General features: G+C 43.6%; 13 protein-coding genes. 11 read left to right on the top strand and 2 right to left on the bottom strand.

Annotated features, from left to right (window positions below):
* Positions 1–5: 5 nt before the first annotated feature.
* A complete protein-coding gene (locus E4N69_RS12565; protein ID WP_253824044.1) occupies positions 6–941 on the bottom strand; it encodes a helix-turn-helix transcriptional regulator in 936 nt (311 codons plus the stop codon).
* 180 nt (positions 942–1,121) lie between these two features.
* Positions 1,122–1,556 (bottom strand): hypothetical protein, encoded by a 435-nt coding sequence (locus E4N69_RS12560; protein WP_253714693.1) that lies wholly within the window; start codon positions 1,554–1,556, stop codon positions 1,122–1,124.
* 91 nt (positions 1,557–1,647) lie between these two features.
* Here E4N69_RS12560 and E4N69_RS12555 point away from each other — a divergent pair, with 91 nt between their 5' ends.
* The 11 genes from E4N69_RS12555 (at position 1,648) to E4N69_RS12505 (ending at position 17,685) form a co-directional block, all read left to right on the top strand.
* Positions 1,648–2,412: a BamJ family beta-barrel-assembly machinery protein gene (locus E4N69_RS12555; protein ID WP_253824043.1), complete on the top strand. Its 765-nt coding sequence runs from the start codon at positions 1,648–1,650 to the stop codon at positions 2,410–2,412.
* Positions 2,413–2,572: 160 nt separating this feature from the next.
* The gene (gene pgsA / locus E4N69_RS12550) at positions 2,573–3,166 is read left to right on the top strand and encodes a CDP-diacylglycerol--glycerol-3-phosphate 3-phosphatidyltransferase (RefSeq protein ID WP_253824042.1); all 594 of its coding nucleotides are present in this window, start codon (positions 2,573–2,575) and stop codon (positions 3,164–3,166) included.
* 226 nt (positions 3,167–3,392) lie between these two features.
* Positions 3,393–4,295 carry a M23 family metallopeptidase gene (locus E4N69_RS12545; protein WP_162664661.1) on the top strand — a complete coding sequence of 301 codons (903 nt, stop codon included), beginning with the start codon at positions 3,393–3,395 and terminating at the stop codon, positions 4,293–4,295.
* Positions 4,296–4,337: 42 nt separating this feature from the next.
* Positions 4,338–5,801 (top strand): D-alanyl-D-alanine carboxypeptidase family protein, encoded by a 1,464-nt coding sequence (locus tag E4N69_RS12540; protein WP_253824041.1) that lies wholly within the window; start codon positions 4,338–4,340, stop codon positions 5,799–5,801.
* A gap of 91 nt (positions 5,802–5,892) precedes the next feature.
* Positions 5,893–7,263 carry a tRNA (N6-isopentenyl adenosine(37)-C2)-methylthiotransferase MiaB gene (gene miaB / locus E4N69_RS12535; RefSeq protein ID WP_162664660.1) on the top strand — a complete coding sequence of 457 codons (1,371 nt, stop codon included), beginning with the start codon at positions 5,893–5,895 and terminating at the stop codon, positions 7,261–7,263.
* Positions 7,264–7,284: 21 nt separating this feature from the next.
* Positions 7,285–7,614 (top strand): hypothetical protein, encoded by a 330-nt coding sequence (locus tag E4N69_RS12530; RefSeq protein WP_162664659.1) that lies wholly within the window; start codon positions 7,285–7,287, stop codon positions 7,612–7,614.
* Positions 7,615–7,669: 55 nt separating this feature from the next.
* The gene (locus E4N69_RS12525; RefSeq protein ID WP_253824040.1) at positions 7,670–8,722 is read left to right on the top strand and encodes a hypothetical protein; all 1,053 of its coding nucleotides are present in this window, start codon (positions 7,670–7,672) and stop codon (positions 8,720–8,722) included.
* Positions 8,697–10,679 (top strand): penicillin binding protein PBP4B, encoded by a 1,983-nt coding sequence (gene pbp4b / locus E4N69_RS12520; RefSeq protein WP_253824039.1) that lies wholly within the window; start codon positions 8,697–8,699, stop codon positions 10,677–10,679. Before E4N69_RS12525 ends, pbp4b begins: the two co-directional genes overlap by 26 nt.
* Positions 10,680–10,910: 231 nt before the next feature.
* Positions 10,911–12,569, top strand: coding sequence for an AAA family ATPase (locus E4N69_RS12515; protein ID WP_253824038.1), 1,659 nt, complete (start codon positions 10,911–10,913; stop codon positions 12,567–12,569).
* The gene (locus tag E4N69_RS12510; RefSeq protein ID WP_253824037.1) at positions 12,562–14,613 is read left to right on the top strand and encodes a site-specific DNA-methyltransferase; all 2,052 of its coding nucleotides are present in this window, start codon (positions 12,562–12,564) and stop codon (positions 14,611–14,613) included. The genes E4N69_RS12515 and E4N69_RS12510 overlap by 8 nt, the downstream gene beginning before the upstream one ends.
* Before the next feature lie 15 nt (positions 14,614–14,628).
* Positions 14,629–17,685, top strand: coding sequence for a type III restriction-modification system endonuclease (locus E4N69_RS12505; RefSeq protein ID WP_253824036.1), 3,057 nt, complete (start codon positions 14,629–14,631; stop codon positions 17,683–17,685).
* Positions 17,686–17,690: the final 5 nt, after the last annotated feature.

Genomic DNA, 17,690 nt, shown 5'->3' with positions numbered 1-17,690 from the left:
TCATTTCATAAGCAAAATTGAGTATTATCGTAATTAGCTAAAAAACTTTTTGCTGTTTTTACAAGTTCCGCTTGATAATCTTTTGGAGATACGACGGTAACTGCATTCCCGAAGCTGAGGAGTAAGGCCTTCCACAACCGTTCTTTTGCAGGAACACGGATATGGGTTTTATATTTTTGAGACGGCAGTGTTTCGATAACGGAGTCGGGAAAATACTCTTCGATGAGTGGAATTTCCGCTTCGGAAAAAACGATTTCTATATCAATGCAGGTCTTGTAATACGCAAGTTCGGCTTCTCTCATCCTCTGCTGTATATCACCGTGATTTGCAACGGCAGTTTCTTTTGAAATGGCAAGCGTTTGAATCCGTGCAACTTTAAAAGTTCGATACTCTTTTGTTTCTTTAAGGTATGCAAACAAATACCACGCATACCATTTGTAATGAATGGCAAGCGGTTCCGCACAAATATGCGAACTTTTTCCTTCTGAATTACGGTAATCGAATGCGATATATTTTTTATCGCTTATCGCTTTTTCCAACAGCAGATTGAAATCTTGTACTTTTTTATTTTCTTTTGTAACGCTAAAATCCCAAAAGACTTTTCGCCCGTCTCCTTTTTCAATAATTGCATTGTATTTTTTGATTAAAGAGTTTAAGCTCTCGTTTGTGTATGACGTTGCAAGGCTTTCCAACGCATTGACAATGATTTGCTGTTCGCTGTTTTTGACGGTGAGGTTCTTTATTTTATAATGTTCTAAAACGGCATAACCGCCGTACCTTCCGCCTAATGTATACACCGGTATACCGGCTTCAGCGATACTCGCCATATCACGCTGAATAGTCCTCACCGATACATTAAAATACTCGGCTAAGTATTTTGCAGAGACTTTTTCATGATTTAATAAGTAGATAATGATTTCAAGAATCCGTTCAAGTTTCATAGATAAAATTTCAATCAACATCCTCGGCGCGGAGCCTTTGTCAAAACCATACATCCGTGTATAGTTTTGATTGCGATGTTGTGGATATACCAAAACATCGCTACTGTATGGAGCCACCGCCATCCGTGGCGGTAGAAAAACGGCGGTATAAAATCCTCCGTACGAATAAAACCGTGCTTATTACCAAATCAATTTCAGTGCTGCGACCGTTCCTATCAGAATTATGACGATAGCGATTGCTAATTTTCGACGTGTGCGGTATTCTTGCTCGGTTTTTGATCTCCGTTTGAGGAAGAACCGATCAAATAAGACGATTGCTGCTATTCCAAGGATAATTAAGATGATAAAACCAATAAGACCATAGCCGGTTTTATCGGAATACCCTATAAAGATATCTGAACCTGAGCCGTTGCCGATAAGTATATCGCCTTTCAGCTTTAAAAGGATTGCAATAAAAGAAATGATGAAGAGAAATAAGAAGATAAGTGCGGTAAAAAAGTACTGCCGCTGCAGCGGGTCATTTTTCGTTTTTATATTTAAAAAGGTTTTGACGGCAATTGAACCGAGAACCGTGACTGCGATAGCATATATAATACAAACAATAAGTAGCCGCATTTTTTCTCCATTTCTACCATAAAACATTGACTTTTTTAGTCATTGTTAGTATCGTCATAAAACCTAATTTTATTATTTATGGATGTGAAAAATGAACAAAAAGATTCTATCGATTATTGCTGCGGCACTTCTTGTGTTTTCTTTTACAGTAAGCTGTAAAAAGCAATCGGCAGCCGAGACTGCTGCTCCGGCAGCAGGCACTAACGCGGAAGAAACAAAAACAGAGGAAGGAAAAGAGCTTCCTCCTCCGACGAAAAAAGAAGTCGGGTATGCGTTTGGTGTTATGATGGGAACATCGCTTAAAGACTTTAAACTGGATGTCGATTACGGTGAATTGGTGAAAGGTTTAAAGGATGTCGAAAAGAACAAAGAAGTAGATGTTGCTGCTGCACAGAAGGTATTACAGCGGGCAAGCGAAGCTGCTCATAAAAAAGAGGCAGCGGAAAACTTGGCAAAAGAAACAGAATTCCTTGAAAAAAATGCAAAAAATGACGGTGTAAAGACAACCGAAAGCGGCCTGCAATACGAAGTTATTACCGAAGGAACCGGCCCCTTACCTTTGCCAACCGACACGGTAAAAGTACATTATAAAGGAACATTACTTGACGGTACGGTTTTCGACAGCTCCTACGACCGTGGGAATCCCGTTGAATTTCCGTTAAATGCCGTTATTCCGGGTTGGACGGAAGGTTTACAGCTGATGAAAGTCGGTTCAAAATATAAGCTTTATATCCCCTCTAAAATTGCTTATGGAGAACGCGGTGTTTCGCAGGTTATTCCGCCTAATTCAACGTTAGTTTTTGAAGTTGAATTATTGGAAATCCTACCCCCTGCAGCTGAAAAACCGGCAAAGTAAGCGTAAAAAATTACGAAAAAAGCCGTCTGATATCAACAGGTGTCTCTTGATATCAGACGGCTTTTTTTTTGTGAATTACTGCCGATAATCAATAACAGAAAGGCTCGGTATAACAAGCAGATAATGTGATAAAGCCGTGTCGATATTGGATAGTCAAATTATGAATATTGCAAATTTTTTTACCGCAACAAGAATGGTTGCTGCTCCTCTTTTTATTTGTATTTATTATCTTCCGCGCTATGTAGGAATATCGGAACAAACGGTGATGTTTATTCTTATACCGCTGTTTATTTATATGGAGTTTACCGATTTTTTAGACGGGTATTATGCCCGTAAATTGAAACAAGTGAGCGATTTCGGTAAGTTGTTCGATCCTTTTGCAGATGTATTTGCAAATCTGACCGTACTGTTGGCATTTATGCTGTCCGGTTATGTGCCGCTTCCTGTTTTTATCATTATTTTATACCGCGAATTGAATATTTTATTTTTACGGATGCTTGCACGGGGCAACGGTATTACCATCGGTGCGAAAAAAGGAGGTAAGACTAAAACGGTATGCTATATTCTTGCCGAAGGTTTTACGCTGCTTATTGAACTGCTAATTGCATTTTCGCTTGCAGAAAAAATCGTTACCGATATGATGATTATTATCAACAAAGGTATTTACTGGATTGCCGCCCTATTGTCGGTCGGCTCGTTTATCGACTACCTTGTATCATATAGGAAGAGTATCCGTGGCAAGTCCAAAAATTGACCTCATTGTTACGCCGTACGTGGTGGTCTGCATATCCAGCGCTTTTGCAAATAGGCGAGGCAGATACAAGGCGCGAGCAAAAATTAACCGCAGGCGTATCTTTGATACGTTGAGGATTAATTTTTGCGCAGTAACGCAGTAGATGCCCCGCATATTTGCAAAAGTTCCCTTGATTTTTTTACAATGCCAGGTATAATTACTATAATAGGCCTAAGTGATTATTAAAATGAAAGTAACGCGTATTTTTATTTTTGGTATTATATGTTTCGCTTCCGTATTCCTCGTTTTATGGTTGTCCGATAGCGGCAAAAATGACGCTTTTGACCATGGTGTAGGCGGCGGCACCTCTCTGCCTGCTGAATTACCGGAAGAACATGAGGTGTCTCCTGCTCCTCAGTCCTTGTATTATCGGGCATATTCGGTTAAACAAGGTGATATAGTCGGCACCATCGCTGCCGAATACGGGGTAAGTCAGGATGCGATTATCAGCCTTAATAAACTCAAAAATACGCGGACACTTCAAATCGGTCAAATATTAAAGATACCATCTATTGATGGTATTTCCTATACGGTAAAAAAAGGCGATACGCCTGAATCTATTGCCGACAAATATAAAATTTCCTTGGAAAAACTTGCAACAATAAATACGCTTACCGATAACACGATAGAAACGGCCTCTATTATCTTTTTGCCCGATGCCAAACTTGATTGGGCTACCTTGCAGGAAATCAACGGTGATCTTTTCCGAAGGCCGTTGCATAGCAGTTATTATATCACGTCTCGTTACGGCTGGCGGGATAATCCATTCCTCAGCGGTCAGCGAAGCTTTCATAACGGTATGGATATGGCAGCTCCTAAAGGAACCGCTGTTTATGCGGCATTAAACGGGCAGGTTATTGCGACCGGATACAGTACCGTGTATGGAAATTACATTATGATCCGCCATCATTCAGGATATCAAACTTTATACGGACACCTTAATACAATTCTTACTTCCAAAGGCAGCTTTGTTTCCGTGTCTTCAAAGATTGGAACGGTCGGAAATACCGGAATGAGCACCGGCCCGCACCTTCATTTTACCGTCTATCGGAACGGAGCAACGCTTAACCCTGCCGGTCTATTAAATTAACGCTGCGCTGTTGAAAGATTGCAGCTTCTATAATAATTGTACATGACTAATACAAAATCCCATAGAATCGGTTTTTATATTCTCATAGCCGTTGCCGTAGCGGCCGGTTGGATTGTCGCTTCGGGCATTGCGCTGTATGTTCGCGGTACGCAATTACTGACTATCCTGCCGGAAGAACAAGCTCGACAGGACGCGGCTTTCGGCGCAGATATAACCGCTGCTCGCGATTCCCTTGGAAACGAAGCTCGCAGATCTTTTTATACACCTCCTTTATTACATCCTGCACCTTGTACGCAAGGTATTCCGCAACCGGCTGCAATAAGCGCTCGTTCCGCTGTTGTGATGGACGCTGCGAGTGGAGCTCTTTTATTCGAAAAAAATCCCGATCAAAGTATTCCTCCTGCTTCATTAACAAAATTGGTTGCGATGTACACGGTGATGCAGGCTGTTGAGCGGGGAGAAATCAGCTTGACCGATACTATCACGCCGCCTGCAGAATCGTGGGCGGTAAATATTCCATCGGGGTCATCGCTAATGTTTTTGGGAAAAAATCAGCGGGTAACCGTTGAGGAGCTGATGAGGGGTATGGCGGTCGTTTCCGGTAATGACGCGGCGGTGGCGCTTGCAATTTATACGGCAGGCTCTGTGGAGACCTTTGTTCGGCAGATGAATGAAGCCGTCGCAGCGCTCGGTTTACAAAATACGCGCTTTGAGGATGCAAACGGCTTGAGTGAATATAACCGCACAACCGCCCGTGATTTTGCCCGTTTTTGTGCAGTGTATGTGCGGAAATACCCCGACCACCTTGCACAGTTTCACTCGCTGCGGGAATTCAGCTATCCGCAGCCGCATAATATGCTTAAAGCGCAAACAATTATCCGCCAGCCGGCGACAAATACGCTGTTGGGTAAACTGGACGGATGCGACGGCATTAAGACGGGGTTTATTTATGAGTCCGGTTTTAATATTGCGCTTACCGCACAGCGGAACGGTATCCGGTTTATTGCGGTTATTTTAGGCGGCGCCGGTAAAAGTATGGCGGAAGGGAAGGCACTACGGGAAGAGAACTGCTCAATATTGATGGAATGGGCGTTTTCTCACTTTTCCACAAGATATGCACAGAATTTTCCATTGGATATTCCGGCTATTCCCGTTGTCGGGGCAAAAGAACAGGCTAACAGAACGGCGCTGCTGCCGCTGCCGGATGATCCGGGCGGAAATGGCGGAGCTTTTACCGTTCCTCTTTCCGGTACTGAATTAAACGGTACAGCAGAGAATACCGCTGAAATTCATTTGCGTATACTCGTGCCCGGTGCGCTCGCCGCTCCCATTACAGCAGGAGAAAAAATCGGAAAGGTGCAATTCTTTACGGAAGATGAGGGGAAACCGCTGGTGCTTGCCGAATTTCCGCTTATTGCAAACAAAACCCTTGAAAAAGGGAGCGTCCTCCGTTGGAAATATGATAATCTTGCATTAAAATTGCATCGCTTTTTAAATCGTCGGTAAGGTGGAAAACTTTTTATATTAGGCATCGCTAAAAAACTCAGTGTTGAGAGCTGCCTTATTTATTTTATAGATAATTTTAGGAATACATATTTTGAAATACTTTATTGAAACGTATGGATGTCAAATGAACTTTGCCGAGTCTGCGGCATTGGAACAGCTCTTGCGGGAACGCGGCTGGGAGGCTGCCGAAGATATACAGCACTGCAATTTGCTGATTGTGAATACCTGTTCGGTGCGGATAACCGCCGAAACCCGCGTATTCGGGCGGCTCGGTCTTTTTTCTGCAATGAAAAAGAAGCGGAATTTTACGATTGTCTTAATGGGCTGTATGGCACAGCGGCTGCATGATCAGATAAAGGAAAAATTCCCGCTGCTTGATTATGTCGTCGGGATGTTTGAACGGGATCAATTTACAGCAATCTTCGATGCAGTTGAAAGGGAAACGCTTTGGGCAGGCACGAAGGAAGGTATCGCTGAGCTGACGGCGCTTAGTCCGCAGTCCAGCAATGAACAGCGCTATCATTTTTCCAAATGTTCGTATACCGAAGGGGCTTTTCAAAGCTTTGTCCCGATTATGAACGGCTGTAATAATTTTTGTACGTACTGCATTGTGCCGTATATCCGTGGGAGGGAAATTTCCCGTCCGGTTGAAAGCATTTTGGATGAGATTCGGTTTTTAAGCGGAAAGAATGTTCGGGAAATTACGCTGTTGGGGCAGAACGTCAATTCGTATCACGGAGTTGACCCTGCCACGGGAGCAGCGGTGAGTTTTCCGTCTTTGCTTCGTGCCGTTTCAGCGACGTGTGCCGAACAGGACGTTATTAAATGGATACGCTTTATCTCAAGTCATCCGAAAGATTTATCGGATGAGCTGATTGAGGTGATGGCGGCGGATCCGCGGATATGTAAATCGCTCCATTTGCCGGTACAAAACGGCTCCAACGAAATTCTTGCGCGAATGAATCGCTGCTATACTGTTGAGCAATACCTTACTATTGTTGAAAAGCTCCGTAAACGGATACCGGATATTGTACTGACAACCGATATTTTAATCGGGTTTCCGGGAGAAACACAGGCAGAGTTTGAAAAAACGCTCAACTTGATGAGGACGGTGCAGTTTGATTCGGCTTTTATGTATCATTATAACCCGCGTGAAGGAACCAAAGCGTACGATTTTCCCGACCGGATTCCCGATGTCGAGCGGATTAACCGGCTGCAACAGGTTATCGATTTACAGCAACATATTACCGATCTTAAAATGCAGCAACGGGTTGGTTCAACCGTTATGATGTTGGTTGAATCGCAGTCGAGAAATAATCCCGATGAATTGTTCGGACATACCGAACAGGGGGAGATGACTGTGCTTGCGGAAAAGTGTGATCCGAAACATATTGGACATTTTATGAAAGTTCAATTACAATCCGTAAAAGGGAAAACGTTTAGGGCTGTCCCTGTCGTATAAGGAATTCCATGGGAGGATATAATGCCGGGAAAGTTAGTGTATTTTATTATTGTAATGCTGATGCTTGTGCTGTTTATGGGCTTTAATCTATCGAACCGTTGCGATATTTCCGTCATTTTTTACGTATTTAAAGATGTGCCGATTTTTTTAAGTATGCTGTTTGCATTTTTGCTTGGGAATATTGCGGTTTTGCCCTTTCTTATCAGTAGCCGTCATAAAATGAAGAAGGCTGAAAAGCAAGCGGCTTTGTACCATGATGTTGAAAAAGTTGAATTAAAACCTGAAAAACGCCGTTGGTTCGGGAAAAAGAAACATTCCGAAGAGAACGGGACGGCAAAGCAGGATGCGTAGCTGCTGTTTAGGATTTAGAAAACCATATCTTTTTTTTATCATTATCTCCGGAGTAATGATGATGATAAATGCCGGTACCGGAGCCTTTGCGGAATCTTCGGAACCGGCATTGCAGCCCGCTGTGCAAACTTTGGCGCAAAAAGCCTTTGCACAAAAGACAGATGCGGCTGTCCGGCAATTTTTTGAAAAGAATTTGGCGACACTCCCGAATGCTCAGGCAAAAGTTCAAGCGCTGACGCTGTTGGCAGAGTATGAACAACATAACGGGAATTATTCCAATGCGGCGGACTGTTACCGGCAGGCGGCGGGGTTCGATACTACCGATAAAAAAACTGCGCTTTTATTGGATGCGGTTCGTGTGTTGCTTTGCGACGGCAGTATGGATTCTGCCCGAAGCCTGTTAAGTGAAATCGCCGCCGCGCTACCGGTGAGCGATGAAGATCCATATTACCGGAGAGCCGCCGTGTATGATACGTGGAGACTGCTCGCCGAAGACCGGGCTGATCGAGCTGTACCCCTCATTACCGCCTATACTAAGAAAAAGGCTTTTTCGGAATATCATCCTGCATTGCTGTTTACACTCTGGTGGGTCAATGGTGATGAGGATGCAAAGCAGCGGCTGCTGAAAGAGTACCCTGCCGGTATGGAAGCGGCGGCGGTGAATGGAACCGTTACCGTACAGCCGTCAACTTTTTGGTACTTAATGCCAAGGAGCGGACTTGCGCAAAAACCGGCCGCCGGAAGCACCGCTTCTAAAACAAGCACAGTCTCTAAAACAGGCACGTCATCGGAAGCGATAAAAGCTTCACCGCAATCGAGCGCTGCATCAAAAACTGAGGCTGCTTCTGCTCAACCCTCAAAACCGGCAGCGGGTTCCGAAACACAGGCTAAGCCTTCCTATTATCAGCTTGGATTTTATAAGACAAAAAAATATGCGGAAGCGCTTGCCACTGATTTGCAAAAAAAACATTTTACTCCCATTATAAAAGAAGAAATGCGTCCCAGCGGCACTGTTTATTTCGCCGTACTTGTTAAAGAGAACGCTGCCGGAGATATGGGGCTCCGGTTAAAGGATGCCGGATATGAAGCCTTCCCGATTTTCCCTTAGATTGTTCCTTTGGCCGTTTGCTGTATCGGTTGTTATTTCATATTTTCTGTTGAGCCTTTTGGGATGCGCTTCTGCCTCTGCCCGTAAACACGACAGCGTATTGCCTACCGATGATGCCGGAATGATTGAAGCAGTATTTTCTGCAGATACACAAATGCAAGCGGAACAGACGTTTCCGATTCCGATGAAGGAATACGACGATTCTATTTTACCGAATAACTATCTTGCGTTTACCGCGTATAAAGGGCAGGCTTATATTTATTTTTGGGCACAGGGGCTTGCTTCTTTCGATTTGTACATCAATAATCAAAAAGTTCCGACACAATCCATCTGTACGGGTAAACCGATGTGCTTTGATGCATCACCGTATATCAAAAACGGTAGAAATATGCTCTATATTGCGGCGCTTACTCCTGCCGGAAACGGTATGGCACAAGAACAACCTTCATTACAGGTAAAGATACCCTACCCTGTTATTTTGCCGCTTTCCAATTCGCAGGAGGCTTTAAAAAAACAACAGAAAGATGCACCGTATTCAGCCGAAACGCTCGAAATAGTCGATCAACTCCTGACTGCTGAAACGGAAGCGGGGTTTCCCGGCGCTCAGCTTGTCATTATTAAAGACGGCATGATGATTAAGAACAGCGCTTACGGCGCCATCAGCAGGGTTGACAGCGAGGGGAATCCGCTTGACGAAGTGATTCCGGTAACGGAAAAGACTTTATTTGACCTTGCAAGCAATACAAAGATGTATGCGGTTAATTTCGCCGTTCAAAAACTGATTTCCGAACGGCGCCTTGCGCTCACCGATACCGTTCACCATTTTTTCCCGCAATTTGTTGATGCTAAGAAAAGTAAAATAAAAGGCAAAGCCGATATTACAATCTTTGATCTTCTTACTCATCAATCGGGGCTTCCCGCCGGAAGGGCGTATTCGCAGAAAATTAAGAAACTTAAAAATGTTTCAGAAAAAAGCTACCGCGAACATACCTTTGACTTGATTATGGAAACCCCGTTGGTGTATCTGCCGCGGCAAACGGTGCTCTATTCGGATATCAATTATATGCTACTCACCTATATTATTGAAAAGGTAACGGGGATGGGGCTTGCCGAATATGTTGCCGACAATTTTTACCGCCCGCTTGAGTTGGATAGAATTTGTTTTACACCGCTCCGACAGGGTTTTATACTCGATGAGATTGCAGCAACGGAAATCCGTGCAAAACCGCGCACCCAAGCTGCTATTAATAGTGCGCAAACAACTGAACTCATTCATGGAACTGTTCACGATTCGGAAGCATATACGGCGATGGAAGAGATTAGCGGGCATGCGGGGCTGTTTGCAAATGCGGAAAGTATTGCAGTACTTGCTCAAGTAATGCTGAATAAGGGCGGATATGGTGTCAAGCGTTTTTTTGATCCGTCCGTTGCAGGATATTTTACGGCGCAACAGGCGCTTGTTTCAAGCATCGGGTTCGGGTGGCGGCGGCAGGGAGCGCAGGAATATACTTGGGCTTTTTCTCCCCTTGCCTCTGCCGGAACCTTCGGGCATACCGGCTGGACGGGAACACTTACCATTATCGATCCTGTCGAACATCTTATCATTATTTTATTAACCAATGCAAAAAATACGGTTCCGGCGCATAACACCCGTAACAGCCGATTCGAAGGCGATTATTATTTGGCAAAGCAGTATGGGGCGATCACGGCACTTATTTACGAGGCTTTTCGTCAGCCGATGCAAGCCCAGCTGGAGAGTATGCTCATCGAACTTGCCGAAAAGAAATATGAAATGCTGCAACAAATTTCAGCCTTTAACAACCAAGGCTATATCAATGACCTCGCAGCAATTATGAAAATCGTTAAACAACGCGCTCAAAAGTCTGCCGGATTGCGAAAATTTCTCAAGACTGAAACCGCGGCACAGATTCTGAAAGTTGTTGACGGCCGAATATAGAAACGGGATGCAGGGCTTGTATCGAGAGCAATCGTACAGGATATTTTTCAATATCTCTGTATCTACAGTTGCAACAGCAGATGTCAAACTTAATTCAGAAAGGTTAATTAAAAATTATGAATTACATTGTATTTATTTTTAGCTAATTCGATTGTATAATATCTATACTCACTATACTGGGTTCAGAATCATTACAAGTCCTCTGTTAAGAAATGAGGTTAAAAGAATCAAATGAAGATAAAAAAAATTGAACTGAATAATTTCAAGCGGTTTACCCATCTGCTGGTTGAGGACATTCCTAAAACAGCTAAACTGGTGGTCTTAGTTGGTCAGAATGGTTCGGGAAAGACATCGTTTATGGAGTCAATGAACCATTATTATAAATACGCCGGATACAGTAATATCGGCGATTACCATTATCTTAGCAAAACCGGCAATACCGATGATTTCAACTATGAGCGATGGTTCGATCATGCGTCAAAAATTGTGAGCATTGACTTCTACGATTTGACGCTACCAAAAAGTGTCGGTAACAATGACAATATAAGAGGACATTTCTATTTTCGAAGCGCATATAGAAACGAGCCTGATTTTAAAATAGATTCCATGCAGGGACAGCAAGTCCCTACCAACTCAATCCGCTTGAAATCACTTATCGAGAACGACCAAACGGTTTCTGCAAACTATCAGAGGCTTATTACCAATACCATCGTAGGCGTGTTTGATAATAAGAATGATACCAAAACCGTTGCTACGCTGCGTGATGAATTGATTGGAAAAATCAAAACAGCCCTTAAACGTGTGTTCGAAGATTTGGAGCTTTCATCGGTCGGTGATCCGCTTCAAAACGGATCCTTCTATTTTACAAAAGGAATCACCAAAGATTTCAGCTATTGCAACCTTTCGGCAGGAGAAAAAGCTGCTTTCGATCTGATACTGGATATGGTTGTTCAGTCTAAATACTATCCTGACGCTATTTACTGTATTGATGAACCCGAAACTCACATGCACACCAAACTGCAAGGGAAGGTGTTGCGAGAGTTGTATGTGCTTATCCCGGGTCAATCACAATTATGGATTTCGACACACTCAATTGGCATGCTTCAAGAAGCAGAAGAAATCGAAAAAGAACAGCCGGGTACTGTTGCCTTTTTGGACTTTGGCGGGAGGGATTTTGATACGGATCAAGTAATTCGTCCTGCAAGGATTGGAAAAGCGGTCATGGATAAGTTTTACGAACTTGCTTTTGGAGATTTTGCAAAACTGATACTGCCGCAGATAATCGTGTTTTGTGAAGGCGACCCTAATGGTGGAAAACGCAAGGATTTTGACAAGACGGTCTACACCACTATTTTTGCGGATACTCACCCGGAAGCGTTCTTCATTTCCGGCGGCTCATGTAATGACATAGAAAATATTGAGAAAACGCATGGAGAGATTATAGGGACACTACTTAAAAATACTCAAGTCATTAAAATAGTTGATCGTGATGACCGTAGTCAACGAGAAATTTACGACCTTGCTAAAAAGGGTATTAAAGTATTAAGAGAACGAAACCTTGAATCCTATCTGCTTGATGATGAAGTAATCAGAAAATTATGTAACTCAGTTGGGAAGCCTGAAGAATACGAGGAATGTATACGTGAAAAATGCGAAGCACTTGCTGCATCAACAAGCAGGAAAAATGCGCCGGATGACTACAAGTCTGCTTGCGGGGAGATTTATAACGCATTAAAAAAGCGTCTTATACTTACAAAATGTGGAAACAATGCGGATACATTCATTCGTGATACCATTGCTCCGTTAATTACACCGGATATGGATGTATATAGGCGTTTAGAGACAGAAATATTCGGAAACGACAATAACGGAGGAATTTCTAATGAATAAACTATACATGGAATCGCCGGATATGACGGCACAAAACATAGACCGCATTGCAGCCCTGTTCCCGAACTGCATCACGGAAATGCTGGACGAGGAACGCAGCACGCCGGAAAAAAAGGTGTACAAGCGGGCAGTCAATTTTGAGTTACTGAAACAGATGCTCTCTCCTGATGTAGTGGACGGTGCCGAAACGTACGAGTTTACCTGGGTTGGCAAGAAAGCAGCTATCGTGGAAGCCAACAAGCCAATCCGCAAAACGTTGCGCCCCTGTCTGGAAGAAAGCAAAAACTGGGACACTACCGAAAACCTCTATATTGAGGGCGATAATCTGGAAGTTCTCAAGCTTTTGCAGGAAAGTTATCTCGGCAAGGTCAAAATGATATATATTGATCCGCCGTACAATACAGGAAAGGATCGTATTTATCGAGATGATTTTGCTATGGCGTCTGATGATTACTCGGAAGAAAGCGAGGCAATAGATGATGCTGGAAATAGAATGTTCAAGAACACAGACACCAACGGCAGATTTCACTCAGATTGGTGTTCAATGATCTACCCTCGCTTGCTACTTTCGAGAAATCTTCTTACATCAGACGGTGTTATTTTCATAAGCATTGATGAGAACGAAGTAAGTACGCTAAAGTCAATTTGTGATGAAGTGTTCGGCGCGAGTAATTTTATCGCCGAGCTTATTTGGTCTGCTGGTAGAAAAAACGATTCTAAATATATTTCCGTTTCCCATGAATATATTCTGTGTTACTTCAAAGATGCGCTATGGATAAAAGAACACAAGATTTTATGGCGTGAAAAGAAACATGGCCTTACAGATATCTATGCTGAATATGAGCGTCTGAAACAAACGTATGGTAATGATTGCAGCTCGATCGAAAAAGAGTTGCGAAAATGGTACAAAACACTGGCTGACGGACATCCTGCAAAGGATCATTCGCATTATGACAGAGTAGATGAGCAGGGTATCTTCTTCGCAGATAATATCTCCTGGCCTGGCGGCGGCGGCCCCAAATATCAGGTTTTTCATCCTGTTACCCAAAAACCAGTAAAAATCCCATCGCGTGGATGGCTAACCAATGAAGCAACCATGAAAGAGTGGATCGCACAAGGGCGGGTCGACTTTGGAAAAGATGAACATGGCGTCCCCACCTTAAAGTCTTATCTGAAAGATAGAGAATATAGTGTTCCATACAGTGTGTTTTATCAGGATGGGCGCGCTGCTTCTAAACGTCTTGCAGCTTTAATGGGTGACAAAGTGTTTGAAAATCCGAAAGATGAAGAGATCATCCAGCGTATTATCCAGTTTTGCAGAACTGATGATGGCGATATAATTATGGATTTTTTCTCTGGTTCCGCAACAACTGCGCATGCAATATTTTTAGCTGATGCTGAAGAGAACAAGCATCGCAAGTTTATCCTTGTCCAGCTTCCTGAAACGATTGATCCACAGAAGGAATCCGACGAAACTGCTAAAAAGGTTGCTCAAAACGCGGTTAAGTTGTTGGACTTTATTGGCGTCCCTCATACCATCTGCGAAGTCGGCAAAGAACGTATCCGCCGTGCCGGAGACAAGATTAAGTCTGAAAACCCTAAGACTGCACAAGACCTTGACATCGGCTTCCGTGTCTTCAAGCTGGACAATACCAATATGAAAGACGTTTACTACTCCCCGAAAGAATACAGTCAGGACATGCTCGCAGGTCTGGAATCCAACATCAAGGATGACCGTACCGATCTCGATCTACTATTTGGCTGCTTGCTTGATTGGGGCTTGCCGCTGTCTCTGCCATACAAGTCCGAGCAGATCGACGGTTGCGCTGTCCACACCTATAACGGTGGCGACCTCATTGCTTGCTTTGATGCCAATATTCCCGAAAGCGTGGTTAAAGAAATTGCCAAACGCAAGCCGCTCCGCGCTGTCTTCCGCGATTCCAGCTTTGCATCCAGTCCTGAAAAAATCAATGTGTTTGAAATTTTCAAGCTTTATATGCCGGAGGATGCAAACGATATTACCAAACGTGTGAAGGTCATTTAAGAAAGGAGCTTCCGCATGAAATTACAATTTAAGCATCAGAAGTTCCAGGCTGATGCTGCAAAAGCGGTTGTTGACGTGTTTGCGGGACAACCATATCTTACTCCTTCGTATATGATGGATAAAGGCGATGGCAGCTATCAGATTGAACTTGACGAAGAAGAAAAATTTACCGGATGGCGCAATGAACGGATTATACCGGCGCTTTCTGATGCACGTATTTTAGAGAATCTGCAAAAGATTCAGCGAGCGAATCAGATTGCGCCGTCTCCAAAGCTCGAAGGCAGATATAACCTTACAATTGAAATGGAAACCGGCGTCGGAAAAACGTATACGTATATCAAAACCATGTACGAGCTGAACAAACACTACGGCTGGAGCAAGTTCATCGTAGTTGTTCCCAGTATTGCTATCCGCGAAGGTGTTTATAAGTCCTTTCAGGTAACGCAGGAGCATTTTGCGGAAGAATATGGAAAGAAAATTCGCTTTTTTATCTATAACTCTGCCAAGCTCACGGAGATTGATCGTTTTGCCTCTGATAGTTCAGTCAATGTAATGATCATCAATTCTCAAGCTTTTAATGCCAGGGGAAAAGATGCCCGGCGTATCTACATGAAACTGGACGAGTTCCGAAGCCGCCGACCGATTGAGATTATCGCAAAGACAAATCCGGTTATGATTATTGACGAGCCGCAATCTGTGGAAGGCAAGCAAACAAAAGAGCGGTTGAAGGAATTTTGCCCGCTTCTGACGCTGCGTTATTCTGCTACTCACAAGTCCGACAACCTCTATAACATGATTTATCGTTTGGACGCCATGGAAGCTTACAATAAGCGGCTTGTAAAAAAAATTTCTGTGAAAGGCATTACTGAAACCGGAAGCACCGCGACTGAGGGCTATGTATATTTGGAAAGCATCAACCTTTCTAAAGCAGACCCAACCGCTACCATTCAGTTTGACTACAAGGGGGCTGTCAGTGTCCGGAAAGTTACGAGGAAGGTTGGTATCGGATTCAACCTCTATGATAACTCAAACAACATGGAGGAATACAGAGACAACTTTGTTGTGAAGTTCATTGATGGCCGTGACAATCACGTTGAGTTCCTGAACGGCATCAAAATTTTCGCTGGAGACGTTGTCGGTAAGGTCAGCGAGGAGCAGCTGCGCCGTATTCAGATCAGGGAAACGATTCTTTCTCATATTGAGCGGGAGCGGCAATTATTCCATAAAGGCATCAAAGTGCTTTCTCTGTTCTTCATTGATGAGGTTGCTAAATACAAGCAGTATGATGCGTCCGGCAAGCCCTACAATGGTATGTATGCCGATATGTTTGAGGAGGAATACACTGATATTCTTGCAAACATACAGCGTGAATTTGGCGACAATGAATACATGAACTATCTGGATTCTATCAAGCCGCAAGACACTCATGCCGGTTACTTTTCCATTGATAAAAAAGGCAAGCTGACCGACAGTAAGATTTCGGACAAAACTGAAAAGACTTCTGACGATATTGACGCTTACGATCTGATTATGAAGAACAAGGAGCTACTATTGGATCGCGATCCTAAGAACTCCCCTGTTCGCTTTATTTTCTCCCACTCAGCCCTACGGGAAGGCTGGGACAACCCAAATGTATTCCAGATTTGTACCTTGAAGCAGTCTTCCAGTGACGTGCGCAAACGGCAGGAGGTTGGCCGGGGCTTGCGTCTTTGTGTCAATCAAGACGGTGAACGAATGGATGCCAATATCCTCGGGAATGATGTACACAATATTAACGTACTGACCGTTATTGCCAGTGAAAGCTATGACAGTTTCGCCAAAGGCTTGCAGAGCGAGCTCGCGGATGCTGTGGCTGGACGCCCTGTGGCTATTACTGCAGATTTATTTAAGGAAAAGGTCATCAGAGATATAAATGGGAATGAGCAGGTGGTTGACAATGACATGGCGCAGGCTATCTACTTTGATATGGTCGTTAATGGCTATGTTGACAAGAAAGGCGCTCTTACAGATAAATACTACGCCGACAAGGCAAACGGCAGCATTCAGGTCGCTGAGGAAGTAGCCGACTGTGCTGATGCCGTTTTGGAGATCGTGGATTCTATCTATGACAGTAACGCGATGAAACTTGAAAATGCCCGTGACAAAAACGTGGAACTTCAACTTGATCCCGATAAACTTGCTATGCCGCAATTCAAGGCGCTTTGGGAACGTATCAGTCCCAAGTCCGTTTATGTTGTTGACTTTGACACTGATGAGCTGGTACAGAAAGCAATTACCTGTCTGAACCGCAAGCTGCGCGTATCAAAAATCTTCTTCAAGGTTGAGACCGGTACGATAGAAGAAATAAAATCCAAGGATGCACTGTTAAGTGGAGAGTCTTTTGTAAAAGAGCAATCTGCTGTTTACGATGCTTCGCGAAAGATTCACGCTTCCTCCAGCGTAAAATACGACTTGATCGGTAAACTCGTTGAAGAAACCGGACTGACAAGAAAAGCTGTTGTGAAGATTCTGGCCGGTATTGAAAAAACAGTATTTGATCAATTCAAAGATAATCCGGAAGAATTTATTATCAAGGCGGCGGCGCTCATCAACGACGAGAAGGCCACAGCAATTATTCAGCATATTACCTATAGTATTCTGGATGAACACTATAGTACGGAGATATTCACCGAGCCGACGATGAAAGGTAAGTTAGGCGTAAACGCAATGAAAGTGCAGAAGCATCTGTACGATCATATCGTATTTGATTCCAGTAATGAGCATGACTTTGCGACTGATCTGGATACCAACACAGATGTTGCCGTCTATGTCAAGCTGCCGGATGGTTTCTATATTTCCACACCGGTCGGCCACTACAATCCTGACTGGGCGATTGCATTTTACGAAGGAACCGTAAAGCATATCTATTTTGTTGCTGAAACGAAAGGTTCCATGTCCTCAATGCAGCTCCGCCTGATTGAGGAGTCAAAAATTCACTGTGCCCGTGAACATTTCAAAGCAATCAGTAGTGGTGAGGTTGTTTATGATGTAGTTGACAGCTATCAGGAACTCCTCAACAAGGTCATGCGGTAAAGGTC

This window comes from Treponema sp. OMZ 906 (assembly GCF_024181185.1).
GTDB lineage: Bacteria > Spirochaetota > Spirochaetia > Treponematales > Treponemataceae > Treponema.
This window is presented reverse-complemented; position numbering and strand designations above follow the sequence as displayed.

Coding starts and splice junctions, on each gene's coding strand:
- E4N69_RS12565 (WP_253824044.1), bottom strand. CDS start 941: ATGAAACTTGAACGGATTCTTGAAATCATTATCTACTTATTAAATCAT.
- E4N69_RS12560 (WP_253714693.1), bottom strand. CDS start 1,556: ATGCGGCTACTTATTGTTTGTATTATATATGCTATCGCAGTCACGGTT.
- E4N69_RS12555 (WP_253824043.1), top strand. CDS start 1,648: ATGAACAAAAAGATTCTATCGATTATTGCTGCGGCACTTCTTGTGTTT.
- pgsA (WP_253824042.1), top strand. CDS start 2,573: ATGAATATTGCAAATTTTTTTACCGCAACAAGAATGGTTGCTGCTCCT.
- E4N69_RS12545 (WP_162664661.1), top strand. CDS start 3,393: ATGAAAGTAACGCGTATTTTTATTTTTGGTATTATATGTTTCGCTTCC.
- E4N69_RS12540 (WP_253824041.1), top strand. CDS start 4,338: ATGACTAATACAAAATCCCATAGAATCGGTTTTTATATTCTCATAGCC.
- E4N69_RS12530 (WP_162664659.1), top strand. CDS start 7,285: ATGCCGGGAAAGTTAGTGTATTTTATTATTGTAATGCTGATGCTTGTG.
- E4N69_RS12525 (WP_253824040.1), top strand. CDS start 7,670: ATGATGATGATAAATGCCGGTACCGGAGCCTTTGCGGAATCTTCGGAA.
- pbp4b (WP_253824039.1), top strand. CDS start 8,697: ATGAAGCCTTCCCGATTTTCCCTTAGATTGTTCCTTTGGCCGTTTGCT.
- E4N69_RS12515 (WP_253824038.1), top strand. CDS start 10,911: ATGAAGATAAAAAAAATTGAACTGAATAATTTCAAGCGGTTTACCCAT.
- E4N69_RS12510 (WP_253824037.1), top strand. CDS start 12,562: ATGAATAAACTATACATGGAATCGCCGGATATGACGGCACAAAACATA.
- E4N69_RS12505 (WP_253824036.1), top strand. CDS start 14,629: ATGAAATTACAATTTAAGCATCAGAAGTTCCAGGCTGATGCTGCAAAA.